Here is a 15,085-nt window from a genome sequence, read left to right as displayed (position 1 = left end):
ATGCGTCCGGAACAGCACAAAGAGGGTGAGGCAACGGACCAGACAAACCGGCTCAAGGTCGGCTTCGTGCTGGCGCGCTCATTCACGCTGTCTGCCTTTGCGATGTTCGTTGATACCCTGCGCCTTGCGAGCGACGAACAGGATCGCTCGGGACGGGTAAAAGCCGACTGGCAGGTGCTGGGCAGCACCCGTCATCTCATCATTTCAAGCTGTGGTGTTCAGGTCGCCCCGACATCGGATTTTGTCGATCCCACCCGGTTCGATTATATCGCCGTCATCGGTGGATTGCTGAACAGGGAAGATCCCGTCGATCACGAGACGATCGCGTTTTTAAAGCTTGCCGATGCGAGAAAGGTTCCCCTGCTCGGCATTTGCACCGGCACCTTTATTCTGGCTGAAGCGGGTTTGATGAAGAGCCACGACGTCTGCGTGAGCTGGCTTCATGCCAAGGCGTTCAGGGAACGGTTTCCCGGACTGTCAGTCCGGTCGGACAGGATTTTCAATCTCGACAGGCGCCGGGGTTCCTGCGCCGGAGGCAGCAGTGCCGCCGACATGGCGGCAGCTCTCGTCCGGCGCCACATCAGCCCCGATGCGGAGCGAAACGCCCTTGAAGTGCTGCAGATCGAGAAGGCGCGCTCCCATCTGGAAATCCAGCCAAGAAGACCGCTTTACGAGGAGTACAGTGACACGCGTCTCAGGGCGGTCATGATCATGATGGAACAGCATCTGGACGGCGATATGCCGATTGCTCAACTCGCAGCATTCGTGGGTGTGACGCGCAGACAGCTGGAGCGGATCTTCGAGAAGGAAGCGGGCATTTCGCCGGCACGCGCCTATGTGCGGGTGCGCCTTGAACGTGCCAAGGTACTTCTCACGCAGACGAAATTGCCACTGACCGATATCGCGCTCGATCTCGGCTTTCACACGGCCTCGCAATTCACGCGCTCATTCAAGAAAGAGTTCGGGCAGACCCCGTCACACCTGCGTTCGGCTCTTTTGGCAGGGAATTGACGCTGCACCGCAAGCACTGACGGTCGACTTTTTCGGGTCTTGCAAGAATGGGAAACGGCATCCTTATATGCGATGCCGTTTACCCATGCTGGTGTTTAGCGATCGATGACAAGATCGCTAAGCGGTCGCGAACAGCAAGGCAGGAACATTCCGGCATCGATCTCCCGTTGCCGTATTCCGCCATTGTGGTTCATATCGACGGTGCCGGAGACAAGCTTCGACTTGCAGGTGCCGCAAACGCCGTTGGAGCAGGACGAAGGCAGGCGAACCCCGGACTTTTTTGCCGACGACAAAACGGTCTGGTCGCTTCCCACTTCAATGTTCCGGCCCTGCTTTTGAAATTCAACCTGCCATACCCTGCTTGCAGCGGCCTCCCCTGCTGGAAGCCCCGATTCATCGATCACCGCCGCGTCGAAACTCTCTTCGATATAGTTTTGAGCTGAAACACCGAGCGCCGATGAAATCGAACGGGCTGCCGCCATGAAAGGCGCCGGGCCACAGCACATGACGGTTCGATCAGCAATATCGGGTACGGCAAGCTTCAAGAATTCGGCTGTGATGCGGCCGGTCAGGCCCGGCCATGACGGCTCTCCAAGCACTGTTTCAGGAAGAAAATGCAGACGCAGCCCCTTCATTCGAGCGGCAAGACAGTTCAGTTCATCGCGGAATATCAGATCGCGCGGCGTCCGCGCCGCGTGCATGAAGACGACATCTGCGGGTTCGCAGCGATCCGCGAGGTCGCGAAGGATCGACATCACCGGAGTTATTCCCGAACCGCCGGAGAGAAGAAGCAGTTTGGAAGAGACGGCATGCGGGCGGATGAAGTGCCCAAGCGGGCCTTGTGCGCTGACCGTCATGCCCCTGGCCAAATTGTCGTGAAGCCAGTTCGATACCCGACCGTTCGCCACGCGCTTGACCGTGACGCTGAAAGCATTCGACCGGTGGGGTGATGACGAGATGCTGTAGCAGCGCGCTTCGGCGTCGCTCCCCATCGGAAAATCGAAGAGAAAATACTGGCCGCCTTCGAAATCGAACCGCCTTCCATGCGGGGATGCGAAGGTGAAACTCTTCACATCATGGGTTTCCTGATGAACGTCGATGCAGACAAGCGTGTCGTCATGCTCCGGATCCCACACGCCGCGATCTGCAACCGCACCGCTTTTCCTTGTTGCAAGATCAATATCCATTGGCGCGCATCCGGTCGATGTACCACGTCGCGAACTTGTCGAGATTGGTTTCGGAAAAGCGGGAATAGGGGCCAGGCCGGTAGGCGGGATCGAGGGCGCCAGCATGGGAGCGGGCGACCAGATCCGCATCCTGATCGGTGGTCGCGATCCACACATCGGTCAGCTTGTCGAAATCATAGTCGACGCCTTCAACGGCATCCTTGTGAACCAGCCACTTCGTTCGCACGAGGGTTTTTCCAGCCGAGAGCGGAATGACGATTGCAACAACCGCATGGTCCCCCATGAAGTGGTTCCAGGAATTGTGTCCCCAGAGATGTGTGTCGCCCAGATCCTTCCGGGTCATATGGCCGAGAAGTCTGGTGGAAGCGGCCGTCGCATCATGGGTCTGGGATTCACCTGCGCCGGAAATGATCAGACGCTGCGTTCTGAAGTTGGTTGCGCAATCGGTAAGTTGTTCGACGGCCGAGGAGGGAAAGCCATCCGTTTCCCATGCCCTTGTCCGCTCTTCATAAAGCCGGAAATGTTCCTCGGCCTGCTCCCGGTCTTCGGGGCTCAATGTCTCCGGGTCGAAACCGAAGTCGAGATCGACGAAGGAAACGCAGAGCTCCGGATGGTTTGCCGAGCAATGATAACACTCGCGGTTGTTTTCCATCGTCAGCTTCCAGTTGCCATCTTCGATGACGTCGGTCTGATGTGCGATCTTTGCATTGCGAATGTCATAGGGGGCGAGACGTTCTGCCATCGTCCGTTCGAGGAGGTCGATATCTTCTGGCGGATTGTCGGAAAGACAGACGTAAATCAAGCCGCCGATCGATTTGAAATTCACCTGCCGCAGGCTGTGACAATTCCTGTCGAAGTCCTTGCCCATGTGCGGCGCATAGCTGAGCTCGCCGGTCAGTTCATAGGTCCAGGTGTGGTAGGGGCAGACGAGCTTCGAGATGATCGTGCTGCCGGCGTCCAGCAGACGCGCGCCGCGATGGCGACAGACATTGTGCAGTACGCGGATTTCGCCTTCGTCGTCCCGCAGGAGGATGAGGCTCGTCCTGCCGATGTCGACCACCGTGGCGTCGCCGGCTTCCGGAACGTCGCAGTCGAGACCCACACAGATCCAGTGCTTGTGAAAGAACACCTCGATATCGGCGTCGAACACGTCGTCGCGCGTATAGAGACCGGCGGGCAGGGAATGCCCGTTGGTACGGGCATCGAGCAATGACGAGATGGATGATGCGAGCTTGTTTAGCATGATATCCCCTAATGTTTATTTCCATGGAGATTGCGCTTGCATCCCTTGCTTCTCAACGGCATTAATTCTTACGCTGGCATAATGAAATGTAATGCAAAGAGACTATGATGCAGTTTCGCAGACGCCTGCCGTCGCTGACGGCGCTGATCATGCTTGAGGCGGTTTTGCGTCGGAGAAGCTTCACCGCGGCTGCCGGGGAACTTGGCGTTACCCAAGCGGCGGTCAGCAGACAGATCGCCCTGCTGGAGGATGAGCTGGGTGTACCGATGTTTATCCGCAAGCACCGGGCGATCGAGCCCACGGCTGCCTGCGAGGCTCTCGGAGCGTCATTGGCGCAAAGCTTCGTCAACATCGCAGAGACCATAGATGCCATCAAGGGATCGGCGAAAGACGTCGTCACCATCGGCGCAACGGTTGCGTTCTCGTCTTTCTGGCTGCTTCCGCGCCTTGCCGATTTCCGCGCGCAGAATCCCGGAATTCAGATCCGGGTCGTCTCGCAGGATGCGCGCATCAATCTTGATGACGGCGATATCGACATAGCCATCCGATACGGTGTTCCTCCGTTTAACGACGGCACTGTCATCGCATCGCGTGACGACATGCTCATGCTCGTATGTTCACCCGCCTATCTGGAAAAACGCGGGACGGGACCCTTGGTCGCGTCGGATGATCTGATAGAAACGGATGTCGAGGACAGGTCATGGCTTTCATGGAGCCACTGGCTTTCCAACCTCGATGTCAGGTTCGAAATAAAGCCGACGCTGCGCTTCAATCACTATACCGAAACCATCTTTGCTGCGCGCGAAGGGCAGGGGCTGGCGCTTGGCTGGGGGCTTCTGGTCAAGACCTTCCTGGACGACGGGACGCTGGTGCCCTTTGATGACACGCGAATGCCCTCCGGCGCTCGCTACAACATTGTCCTGCCGATCAAATCGCGAAGGACAATGGCGATCGACCGCGCGGCGGCCTGGCTTACTGCGGCGCTGCATGGGTAAACGGCGGGATACATCGCTCAGTAACTGACCGTCACAACGACAGTATCGCTGTAAACTCCCGGTGCCGGTGTATTCTGCGCCGGGACGCGTCCATAGACGGTCAGTGTCTGCAGGGTACCGGTTCCGGTGCCGGTGGTGATTTGGCCGGCCGCACTTCCCCAGACATTCGTGCGGTTGACATCGCGATAGAGCCCATAGGTTATCGATCCGCCAGCCAGTACCATCCGGCGCGACGCCGGCGGGCTGTTGCTCAGGCCGCCGTTGAGCGCGACGCTGTAATTCAGGTTGCTGGTGCAGGTGAGCCCGATGGCCCCCGTCGCATCGACTGCGGTATTGAGAACGCCATGACTACCGAAATTGATGTTCTGTGCCGAGACAATGCAGGTCGGCGAGACCGCAGCTGTAACATTGAAGGGTACTTGTGTCGGGTTCTGGGTTATGTCGGAGCAGTTCGGTGCCAATAAAAGAAATGACGTATAGGTGAAACTGGTCTCGGCACCGGCAAAGCTGGAGAGATAGGGGCCACGGGCGGCAGCGGCCTGACCGGCGGTAATCCTGCCGTAAACGGTACGGGTTGTGCTGTTGAGAAGGAGGGGCAGCGCCATATCGATGGGCGGAGGTGATCCAAGCGCGGGCTGGGTGACCGATCCCCAGGGCGTTGTGCGCCCGGAGTTCTGGTACAGCTGATAATTGAGGACGTTGCTACCTTGCAGCATCCGTCGGATGCCGCCCGATTGCCCGCCGCTACCGGCGTTGATGTTGGGGCAGATGCGGATTGAAAGCGCCAGCGACAAAGGGTTGGAGCAGGTCACCGACAATGTGGCGGTGGTATCCACGGCGCTGCCGCTTGTAAGGTTGACGAAGCCGAAACTCATGTCCGACATGCTGAAGCTGCAGCTTTGCGCCAGAACCGGTGTCCCGGACAGGAAAGCGGCGATGGCAAGGGTAGCCCGGGTCAGAACCTTCATTGAACGCTCCTGCATGTGGCTTCGAGGGTGGCGCGTGTCTTGGCGGCAGGGGAGACCGTAATCTGCGCTTCGCACTCTCCCTTTGTTGGTTGCGTGATGGAAAGCCGATGTGTTTCGCCGATATTATCGAGATAGGCCTGTCCGTCATAACCGACGATGAAGTCACGCTCACCGTCGATCTTGCCGGTCGATCCGGTTTCGATAAACTGGCCGCTTTCATCCTTCAGCGTCACCAGCGCCACCTGCCCCTCGGTTTCCACCTTGAAGTTGACGACTGCTCCGGCGCGTTCTGTCGGTTTGACGGTTTGTTTTGTCGTGTCGATGCGGGCATCGACGGGAAGATTGCTGGGGTCCAGCGTGATGTTGTTGACGTCATAGGATCGCAGGTTCGGAAGCAGTATCTTTCCGCGTCGGTTCGTCTGGCCGATCGGGCGGTTTTCCAGCAGAATATCGACACCGGGTGCGCCCGCATCCACGACGGCGAAGGCATCATCGATCCGGTTTCCAATGAAGACATCGCCGCCGGCCAGCGCTATTGATCCGTCGATCTGGGCATAGGCCTGTGTCGTGCGGTTGAATTGATCGACGCCAGCTGACACGCGCGCGACGCTGCCGCGATAACTGCCGGAGGCGGAGGCGATATCGTTGCCGCCCATCGAACCGCGCAGGCGCCAGCCATAACTTCCTTCCGCCTGTTCCTCGGATTTTCCGACTTCGGCCGTCATGGAATATCCGTCCGCATCGGAGGACAGGCCGGCTGAACCGGAGACGCCGCCGCCGAACGACCAGGAGAGGCCGGCATAGATGCCATAGGAATTGCTGTCCTCGAGGTCCTTATAAGCGGTGATGAAGATATTGCCGTTTTCGCCGAAGGGCCGCGTGGCGGAAAGGCCAAGCAGCCGGGATTTTCTTTCATCGAAGGTTTCCAGCTGTGTGTAGGAGAAGTTAAGGCTCGTCTCATCGAAGCCGAGTTGCGTGGACACGGAAATCTGGTCGAGCGCGCGCGGTGGCCGCGCACTGAGCAGGCCGGCTATCGTGCGGACTTTTGATGTATCGGCGGAAACGGATGCCATATCGTTATAGTCGCCGAATGTCCGTTGCGAGCGGGCGTTTAACCGTACTCCAAGCAATTCGGCTTCGACATTTGCGGAAAGCTGATAACCGCTTTCCGCGCCAAACCGGCTCGATGCGCCCGAAATCGCCGCCAGTCCATGGGCTCCAAGCGTGAAGACGCCGCCGAAGCCGATATTGTAGAAATCCTCGCCGCCTTCGGCGTGGCCCTCCAGCGTCAACCCGTCCGACAATCCATAACGCACCGTCGCCGAGCCGAGTGGCCTGTCATCATAATCGAAAGACGAGGTGCCGTAGTTGCGCCGGGCAAAGCCAAGCTCGGCCGAAAAATCGATGAGACCCTTCGCGAGCAGATCCGGCGAGGTGTAAAAAGGCGTTTCGGACACGGTTTCACGCCCCAGCGCATCCCGCACCACCAGTCTTGCATTGCCCGCGCCGCTGATGACCGGAAGATTGGTGATGGAGAATGGTCCCTCGGGAACATCCTGCGACAGGCGGCGGATATTGTTGACATAGACATCGACGGTGGAGGGCACCGCAGCGGAGCCTGCGAATTCAGGCATCGGCATGGTGACGATATCCGGCCGCAGATCGAAGTTTCGGCGGATCTGCACGCCGCCCAACCGCGTCGGACGTGTCCAGCTCAGCCCCCCGGTGATCAAGTCTCCGGCCCGGTATGTCGTCAGGCTGTCCTCATCGGAGTAGCTCCAGGTGGTGTCGAGGCGCTGGGTGTCGAATTGCGACAGGCGGGATGTGCTCAGGACCTGAGACGAAGACAGCACGCCCAGCGGGCCAAACACCCGGCTTTCCAAAAGGGCGGAGACACCGTTGAAGTCGGTAAGATCCGACCATTTGTTGCCGCCGGACGAGCCGTAGATCGTGTAGTTCACCAGACCTCCAAAATCGCCAGTGGCCTTGTCCTGCACATCCTCGTCTTCCTCCTCAGCGCTCCTGCCGGATGCGTCGATGACCTTGCTCGCCCGAGCCGCCGTGGGCAGGGTGAAATGGACCGACTGCGTGCTTTCATCATAACGGGTCACCACATCCGGCAGCCTGGAGACATCGATCCAGCCATCGTCGCCTGCCGCGCTTTCAACCGGAGAAATCCCGATGTTTTTCAGCTGTTCCGGTTCGATAAGAAGCGACCCGGCGTCGTTTTGACGAAATGTGGCGATCAGTTCCGTTGAAACATCGTTGATGTAGACTTCGAGCTGCAACTGCCCGGCTTCTTTTGCAGCAAAAGAAGTGGGCGGCGTCGCAGGGGGCAAATCCTGCGCCACGGATAAACTGCTCGATGAAAAGATCGTCAAACCTGCAATCGTCAAAACGGCAAGGTCAGCCGCCGTTGACGCGCGCCGTCGCATTGACGGGGCCGCCTTCGCTCTCAGCCGAAATCTTCAGTGTGCCACCAGCTTTTTTGCCGCCGGTTGCCGGAACAAGAAAGCTTGCGCCGGATTTGCCAAGCACATAGCCCACCAGGCCCTGCTGCTGGGCAATTGCTTGCCCGTTGCCACCCAGAACTTTCAGGTTGGCGATCCGTATCCGTTTCTGACCATTGTTGGAAACGGATACCCTGTAACCTTTGCCCTGTGGCGTTATCGACCAGACCGGCTCGGCATCGCCTGTGGAAGCGGGCGAAAAGAAAACCGGGATGGAGTGGCGAACGACCAGACTGACCGTGCCGGACTGGGGTCTTCCCGCAGCGGGCAATTCATCCACGATGACGCGGTAGCTCTCTTCCGCCCTGATGGGTGTTTTGGAAAGCCGGACGATCCGGATAAGGTTCTCGGCGCCCGGCTTCAGCTGCGTCATCGGCGGGCTGGCGACGACGTCCTCCGCCGCGGTGTAGACGTCCGAGCCGTTTTGCTGGGTCCAGCGGAATATCCTGACCTGAACGTTGATCGGCGTTTTCGCATCATTCCATATGCGCAGGCTGGACGCCGCCGCCGGCGCCCTTAAATCCAGAATGACTGGTGAAACCCGCAAAGATGCGGCGTGTGAAGGTGAGACACTCAAACCGGCAATAAACGCAGCCGCTAAGGTAAAAAGACGCATGCGCGATCCTCCCTATGGCGATCAGTAATTGAGCGTGGCCGTCACCGTATCGGTATAGACGCCGACCGCAGGTGTCGTCTGGGCAGGTACGCGCCCATAGACCGTGAATGTTTGCGGCGCTCCGGTTCCCGTTCCTGTCTGACGATCCGTCCCCACGGTGTTGCCCCACACGGTGGTATGTGCCGCAGTCGTATAGAGTGAATATGCAATGGTGGCGCCCGCCGGCGACGTCATCAGGCGGCTGGCGACAGTGGCGCCCGAACCGGCGCCGGCGCTCAGGCCAAGGCTGAAGGGTGTGCTGGAGGTGCATTGAACGACGACCTGACTGGTCGCGTCGATATTGTTGCTGATGACACCATTGGTGCCGAAATTCAGATTGCCGGCCGAGTTGATCTGGCATGCCGCCTGAATGGTGATCTGTACCGTGAAGTTTGAAGTGGCGACCTGCGCCATGCCTGATGACGGCGCAAGGGCGAGCGCCACAAGTGATAATAGGTAGCCTGATGTTGCGAACTTCATGCTCTCTCCCCAAGCGGCTGCGCTGCAGATTTCCTCGGTCACAACGCAGGATCACCCCAATAGCGGGTAATTAGAATAATCTAATACTCGCTTCGATTTGGTTAACAAATCCTTAACGACGGGGCCTAGAAAACTACAGGATGAAATACAGTATAAAGTACAACCGTAAATTCCGTGGTATTCGCGGATGAGAGAGTAGATGAATCCTCGAAAAAATTCAGATAATCAGTGGCTTGTCCATTTCCTCGCAGCGAGGTTGGATGTGATGGTACACACTTGGATGAAGACGCCAGATTGTGACCTTTGGCCGATGGTCATATAGGGAGCCCTTATTCCTGACTTTCGAGTCGATAGCGGCTTCCGGGATACAATAACCGTACCGATGTTACTGCACGGCTTGAAGACCATGTCCGTCGCCGAACCTGCAGGCAGGGTTCGTGCCGGCCGATCGCCAGCAATTTGCATTCCCATGGCTGGGGCGCTGCTGCCTCGATGAACTGTTCGGTGCGGGAAATTGGCGCCAATGCCGTCAGATAGGCATTTGGCGTCGTCAAGCTGAAGTCCTGTCGCAGATAGTCCGGGGCGACCGCGGCATTCACGAAACGATCTTCCAGCTGGATCGGCACGTCGTCTTCGTGATGAACGATGATCGAATGGAAAATCGTAGCGCCAACGTCAATCTCCAGCGCCGAGGCAAGATCGGGACCGCATACTTCGGTCTGCGCCAGGATCAGGTTGGCCTGGTGGGAGGAGCCCCGTTCCTTGATCTCGTCGGCGATGTTGCGCACACCCATCATCGCGGCGCTTCTCTTTTTCGATGCGACGAATGAGCCTCGTCCCTGAACACGCACGATGACACCTTCGGTCGCAAGCTCCCGCAGGGCACGGTTTGCCGTCATCCGGCTGACGCCCAGCATCTCCACCATCTCGTTCTCGGAAGGAACCCGGTGGTGAAGGGGCCACTCGCCGCTTGCGATCTTTGCCTTGATTTGCGTTTTCACACGCTCATAGAGCGGCAGAGAAGGATACTCGCTGGAAGTTGCGAGGTCGCTTTCGATCACGGACGGCATTTAAACTCCCTGAAAATCGGCATGCTGCCTAAAATATAACCAGCATTTCGGACGCATGCAAAATATCATCTTTGCGCTTGCTTGTCTCCTAGAACCATGCAAAGTTACATATACAACTTGTGAAACATCGATGGGACTTGAAAAATCGATCTTTTGCAGGCGCATTTTTCTCGTAAGTGGCTGAAGTGAGGATGTTTGCGTGCCGACCCGCTCCGAAAGGGGAATGCAGTCTGGCTCGCCGATATCGGGAGAAAGGGCTGTGAATGCGTGGTTATGAACCGTTTACGGCTTTATTGGTTTGCAGGCGGCCGCATATGTTTCGGCGCGAGACAGCTGGATTGGCCGCGTTCAGGGTTCGAGCGGTGCCGGTTCTCCAGGCGCTCTTTCATCGCCCTTCCTGCTTGCCGCCATTCTCCGCCATCAAAGCCGATTTCGTAAAGTTGTATAGTGAACTTAAGGAGAGCTATTTTCGTTGCCGGCAGGGGGTAGGTGTCTTGATCGGACCTGCGCCAAACAGCCCCGCTGACCGGGCGAAAGGTCGACATTCCTTCATTATATTTTCAGGGAGATCCTGCGCCGGCACCGCATGAATTTGTGCCGACAGCATGCCAACCATCAATCAAAAAGGGGAATAAGATGTTGAATACAAAATTTAAATTCGCGCTCGCCGCCACGGCCCTGTTTGCGGCGCTGCCCTTGGGCTCGGCCCATGCAGCCAGCTATTGCGGCGAGGGAAAGACCGTTACTTTCGCTGGCATCGATTGGGAAAGCGGCGCCTTCATCACCGAAGTCATGAAGGCCATCCTGTCGAAGGGATATGATTGCAAGGTTGATTCCATTCCCGGCAATTCGGTGACCCTGGAACAGGCCACGGCCAATAACGACGTCCAGATTTTTGCCGAGGAATGGATCGGCCGGTCCGACGTCTGGAACAAGGCCGCTGCCGCAGGACAGGTTACCTCGGTCGGCAAGACCTTCGTCGGCGCTTCCGAAGGCTGGTTCGTTCCTGAATATCTGATCAAGGGTGACGCGACAAAGGGCATAGAGGCAAAGGCCCCCGACCTGAAAAGTGTCGAGCAGCTTTCCGATCCGAAGATCGCCGCCCTTTTTCAGGACCCTGAAGAGCCGTCCAAGGGACGTTTTCTCAATTGCCCGTCAGGCTGGACCTGTGAGGGTGTCAATACCGCCAAGCTTCAGGCCTACAAGCTCGACACGACCTACGTGAACTTCCGCCCGGGCACGGGCACGGCGCTGGATGCGGGGATCAGCGCCGCCTATCTTCAGGGTGAGCCGCTGCTGTTCTATTACTGGAGCCCGACCGCAATCATGGGCAAATACAAGCTCGTGCAGCTTTCCGAGCCGGCCTACACCGAAGCCTGCTGGAAGGACCTGACAAGCGCCGATGGCAAGCGGGAGGCGGGATGCGCTTTCCCGGCGGTTGAGGTCGCCTATGGCGTCAACAGCGACTTCGCCAAGGCCGCGCCGGATATCATCGAAATCCTCGGCAAGGCGACCTTCCCGCTCGAAGAGGTCAATTCCAGCCTCGCTTATATGGTTGACGAAAAGGCCGATGCGGTGGCCGCAGCGACGCGCTTCCTGAAGACCAAGGGCGACATCTGGGGCGCATGGGTGTCGCCGGAGGCCAAGACCCGTATCGAAGCCGCGATCAAGTAGCAATCACGGGGCCGCATGCCGGATTGGCATGCGGCTTTTCTCTTTTCCCGTCAGAGCCGTGACCGTCGGGGACGGAAGACGGCAAAGTGCGAGGACGCCACCCGATGTTTCCTGAGTCTCTTCATATTTCCATTCGTGGCCCGATCAATGACTTCGTCCAGTCGCTGGTGGTCAATTACGGCTTCGTCTTCAAGGCTATTTCGCAGACCATTCTGCAGGTTATCCTGTTCATGGAATGGATATTGCGCGGCCTGCCATGGTGGCTGGTCCTGCTTGCCTTCCTGGTGCTCGCATGGTTTGCCGCGCGCAAGATCTCGCTTGTCGTCATGGTCGGGGTCATGCTGCTCATCGTCGGCGCTCTCGGGCTTTGGGACCTGACGATGCAGACGTTGGCGCTGATGCTCATCGCCAGCCTGATTTCCATCATCATCGGTGTTCCGGTAGGCATCTGGCTCGCCAAGAGCCAGATCATGCGGCGTATCACGCTGCCTGTCCTCGACGTCATGCAGACGATGCCGAGTTTCGTTTATCTGATCCCGGCAATCATGCTTTTCGGCCTCGGCAAGGTGCCAGCGGTGCTCGCGACCATCATCTACGCCGTGCCACCGCTGATCCGCCTGACCGATCTCGGCATACGCCAGGTGGATCGCGAAGTGGTGGAGGCGGCAACCGCTTTCGGCAGCAGCCCGTCGCAGATACTGTTTGGCGTCGAACTGCCGCTGGCCACACCCACGATCATGGCCGGCTTGAACCAGACGATCATGATGGCTCTTTCCATGGTGGTGGTCGCTTCGATGATCGGCGCGCGTGGTCTGGGCGAACAGGTCCTGAACGGGATTCAGACACTGGATGTCGGAAAGGGTCTCGAGGCAGGTCTGGGCATCGTCATTCTCGCCATCGTCCTCGACCGTATTACGCAGGGCTTCGGCCAATCCAGCCGGAAGGAGCGCGGCGATGACTGATATCGCAATCCGTAACGTTTCCAAGATTTTCGGCGGCAACTGGAAAGCCGCGCTCGCCATGACGAAGGACGGTGCCGACAAGGCTGAAATATTGGCCAAGACCGGTTGCAGCGTCGGCCTCGACGATGTCAGCCTCGATATTGCCGGCAGCCGCATCTTCGTTATCATGGGGCTCTCGGGTTCCGGAAAATCGACGCTTGTGCGCCATATCAACCGCCTGATCGAACCGACGAGCGGTGAAATCCTGGTTGGCGGCAGCAATGTGCTTGATCTCAACGCCAAGGACCTGCGGGATTTCCGCAATCGCCGTGTCAGCATGGTGTTCCAGAATTTCGGCCTCATGCCACACCGCACGGTTATGCAGAATGTCGTTTATGGCCAGCGTGTACGCGGCCTCTCAAAGGCGGAAGCAAACCCGATCGGCATGCAATGGATCGAGACCGTCGGGCTTGCCGGTTATGAAAACAAGATGCCCCATCAGCTTTCCGGCGGCATGAAGCAGCGTGTCGGCCTTGCGCGGGCTCTCGCTGCCGATACCGACGTTATTCTGATGGATGAGGCATTTTCCGCTCTCGATCCGCTGATCCGCGCCGATATGCAGGATCAGCTTCTGCAGCTGGAGAAGAACCTCTCGAAAACCATCGTCTTCATCACGCATGATCTTGATGAGGCGCTGCGTATCGGCGCGCAGATCGCGATTCTGAAGGACGGGAAACTGGTGCAGGTCGGAACGCCGGACGATATTCTCAATCGTCCCGCCAATGATTATGTCGCCCGCTTCGTGCAGCGCCGCACGGGTGCGGCGGTCGCCCACCATGATTGAGACCTTTATCATCGATCAGGGCATCTCGTGGCGGGATGTCGCCATGGTGGCAAAAGGTGCACGACTGCAGCTTGCCGATACCGCGTGGAAGCGTCTCGCCGCCGCGCGTGACATTGTCGAGGCGCTGGTGTCGAAAGGCGTGCGCGGCTATGGCATCAATACCGGTGTCGGTGCCCTGTGCGATGTGATCGTGGACAGGGATCGGCAACAGGCACTGTCGCGAAACATCCTGCTCAGCCATTCCTGCGGGGTCGGAGAACCGTTGGGGCGGGAGCAGACACGTGCCATCATGGCCGCGCAGATCGTCAATTTCGCCCATGGTTTTTCCGGCATCCGCGTGGAAACCGTCGAGGCGCTGCTGGCCCTTTTGAATGCGGATGTTTTGCCCGTCATTCCCTCACGCGGTTCGGTCGGATATCTCACCCATGCTGCGGCAATCGGGCTGGTATTGATCGGCGAAGGCGAAGCGGTGCGTGATGGTGAAAGACTTTCCGGCCGGCAGGCGCTGGGGGCGGTCGGTCTCTCTCCGCTTGTGCCTCTGGCCAAGGAAGGGCTGAGCCTCGTCAACGGAACGCCCTGTGCCACCGGACTTGCCTGCCTGGCGCTGTCGCAAATGGAAAATCTGCTGGACTGGGCAGATGCGGCGGCGGCAATGAGCTATGAAAATCTGGGCGCGCAATCCGATCCTTTTTCGGCAGCGCCGCTCGCTCTGCGCACATCCCCGGGGCTTCAGGCCGTTGGGAACAATCTCCGCCATCTGCTGGCGGATAGTCCCCTCTTGGCGCGCTCGGCGGGATCGCGCACGCAGGATCCGCTCAGTCTTCGCGCCGTGCCGCAAATCCATGGCGCCATTCGTGACAGCGTCGCTCAGATCAGCGAAGTGGTGAATCGCGAACTGGCAAGTGTTACGGACAATCCGGTGGTTGCCGGTTCGCCTGATATGCCGCAGGTGCATTCGCAGGCCCATGCGGTTGGCGCGGCATTGGGGCTTGCCATGGATGGTCTGGCCGTAGCCGCTGCAGAACTGGCAAGCATTGCGGAGCGCCGGATCGACCGTCTCGTCAATCCGCTGGTCAGCGGCCTGCCGGCTTTTCTGGCGGAAGGCAGCGGTGTCTGCTCCGGTTTCATGATCATTCAATATACGGCAGCGGCGCTGGTGGCGGAAAACCGGCGGCTGGCTGCGCCCGCCAGTCTGGATGGAGGCATTACCTCTGCCTTGCAGGAGGATATTCTCACTCACGCCACGCCGGCGGCCGACAAGGCGCTTTCCATCATCGCCAATCTGGAAACGATTCTTTCAATCGAAATCATGTGTGCGGCGCAGGCTTATGACATGCAGCCGGGAGACGCCGGCATGGCGCCCGGCACCAAGGCCCTCTACCGGCGTCTTCGCGCAGACGTTCCCTTTTACCGCGATGACCGGCCGCTCAATTCCCTGCTTGCCATGGTCGAAAAGCTGCTGCGTGGCACGAGTGCCGGGATTGAGCATCTGTCATAAGCGTCGGTG

13 protein-coding genes are annotated in these 15,085 nt (G+C 58.5%); 6 read left to right on the top strand and 7 right to left on the bottom strand.

Features of this window, described 5'->3' with window-relative positions:
• Positions 1 to 1,011: a GlxA family transcriptional regulator gene (locus tag QSV77_RS22860; protein ID WP_302735159.1), complete on the top strand. Its 1,011-nt coding sequence runs from the start codon at positions 1 to 3 to the stop codon at positions 1,009 to 1,011.
• Positions 1,012 to 1,106: 95 nt separating this feature from the next.
• Here the strand turns inward: QSV77_RS22860 and QSV77_RS22855 are convergent, their stop codons facing one another.
• Both QSV77_RS22855 and QSV77_RS22850 read right to left on the bottom strand, forming a co-directional pair.
• Positions 1,107 to 2,198, bottom strand: a complete 1,092-nt coding sequence (locus QSV77_RS22855; RefSeq protein WP_302735158.1) for a hybrid-cluster NAD(P)-dependent oxidoreductase — start codon at positions 2,196 to 2,198, stop codon at positions 1,107 to 1,109.
• Entirely contained in the window at positions 2,188 to 3,441 is a 1,254-nt protein-coding gene (locus tag QSV77_RS22850) for an aromatic ring-hydroxylating dioxygenase subunit alpha (RefSeq protein ID WP_302735157.1), read from the bottom strand. The genes QSV77_RS22855 and QSV77_RS22850 overlap by 11 nt, the downstream gene beginning before the upstream one ends.
• Positions 3,442 to 3,548: 107 nt before the next feature.
• Here QSV77_RS22850 and QSV77_RS22845 point away from each other — a divergent pair, with 107 nt between their 5' ends.
• Positions 3,549 to 4,436 carry a LysR substrate-binding domain-containing protein gene (locus QSV77_RS22845; RefSeq protein WP_302735156.1) on the top strand — a complete coding sequence of 296 codons (888 nt, stop codon included), beginning with the start codon at positions 3,549 to 3,551 and terminating at the stop codon, positions 4,434 to 4,436.
• Between the two features lie 17 nt (positions 4,437 to 4,453).
• Here QSV77_RS22845 and QSV77_RS22840 read toward each other — a convergent pair whose 3' ends face one another.
• The 5 genes from QSV77_RS22840 to hutC form a co-directional block, all read right to left on the bottom strand.
• The gene (locus QSV77_RS22840; protein WP_302735155.1) at positions 4,454 to 5,404 is read right to left on the bottom strand and encodes a spore coat U domain-containing protein; all 951 of its coding nucleotides are present in this window, start codon (positions 5,402 to 5,404) and stop codon (positions 4,454 to 4,456) included.
• Positions 5,401 to 7,755 carry a fimbria/pilus outer membrane usher protein gene (locus QSV77_RS22835; RefSeq protein ID WP_302735154.1) on the bottom strand — a complete coding sequence of 785 codons (2,355 nt, stop codon included), beginning with the start codon at positions 7,753 to 7,755 and terminating at the stop codon, positions 5,401 to 5,403. Before QSV77_RS22835 ends, QSV77_RS22840 begins: the two co-directional genes overlap by 4 nt.
• Positions 7,756 to 7,810: 55 nt before the next feature.
• On the bottom strand, positions 7,811 to 8,530 hold the full coding sequence (locus tag QSV77_RS22830) for a molecular chaperone (RefSeq protein ID WP_302735153.1): 720 nt from the start codon (positions 8,528 to 8,530) through the stop codon (positions 7,811 to 7,813).
• Positions 8,531 to 8,551: 21 nt separating this feature from the next.
• Positions 8,552 to 9,049: a spore coat U domain-containing protein gene (locus QSV77_RS22825; RefSeq protein WP_302735152.1), complete on the bottom strand. Its 498-nt coding sequence runs from the start codon at positions 9,047 to 9,049 to the stop codon at positions 8,552 to 8,554.
• Positions 9,050 to 9,378: 329 nt separating this feature from the next.
• On the bottom strand, positions 9,379 to 10,119 hold the full coding sequence (hutC, locus tag QSV77_RS22820) for a histidine utilization repressor (RefSeq protein WP_302735151.1): 741 nt from the start codon (positions 10,117 to 10,119) through the stop codon (positions 9,379 to 9,381).
• Positions 10,120 to 10,755: 636 nt separating this feature from the next.
• Between hutC and QSV77_RS22815 the strand changes: the two genes are divergently transcribed.
• The 4 genes from QSV77_RS22815 to hutH all read left to right on the top strand — a co-directional run bounded on the left by QSV77_RS22815 (position 10,756) and on the right by hutH (position 15,076).
• Entirely contained in the window at positions 10,756 to 11,793 is a 1,038-nt protein-coding gene (locus tag QSV77_RS22815) for an ABC transporter substrate-binding protein (RefSeq protein ID WP_142842559.1), read from the top strand.
• Positions 11,794 to 11,897: 104 nt separating this feature from the next.
• A complete protein-coding gene (locus QSV77_RS22810) occupies positions 11,898 to 12,755 on the top strand; it encodes a proline/glycine betaine ABC transporter permease (RefSeq protein WP_271362700.1) in 858 nt (285 codons plus the stop codon).
• Positions 12,748 to 13,578 carry a glycine betaine/L-proline ABC transporter ATP-binding protein gene (locus QSV77_RS22805; protein WP_149901305.1) on the top strand — a complete coding sequence of 277 codons (831 nt, stop codon included), beginning with the start codon at positions 12,748 to 12,750 and terminating at the stop codon, positions 13,576 to 13,578. Before QSV77_RS22810 ends, QSV77_RS22805 begins: the two co-directional genes overlap by 8 nt.
• A complete protein-coding gene (hutH, locus tag QSV77_RS22800; RefSeq protein WP_302735150.1) occupies positions 13,571 to 15,076 on the top strand; it encodes a histidine ammonia-lyase in 1,506 nt (501 codons plus the stop codon). The genes QSV77_RS22805 and hutH overlap by 8 nt, the downstream gene beginning before the upstream one ends.
• Positions 15,077 to 15,085 lie beyond the last annotated feature (9 nt).

The organism is Agrobacterium sp. V1 (assembly GCF_030518355.1).
GTDB classification, from domain to species: domain Bacteria; phylum Pseudomonadota; class Alphaproteobacteria; order Rhizobiales; family Rhizobiaceae; genus Agrobacterium; species Agrobacterium cucumeris.
This window is presented reverse-complemented; position numbering and strand designations above follow the sequence as displayed.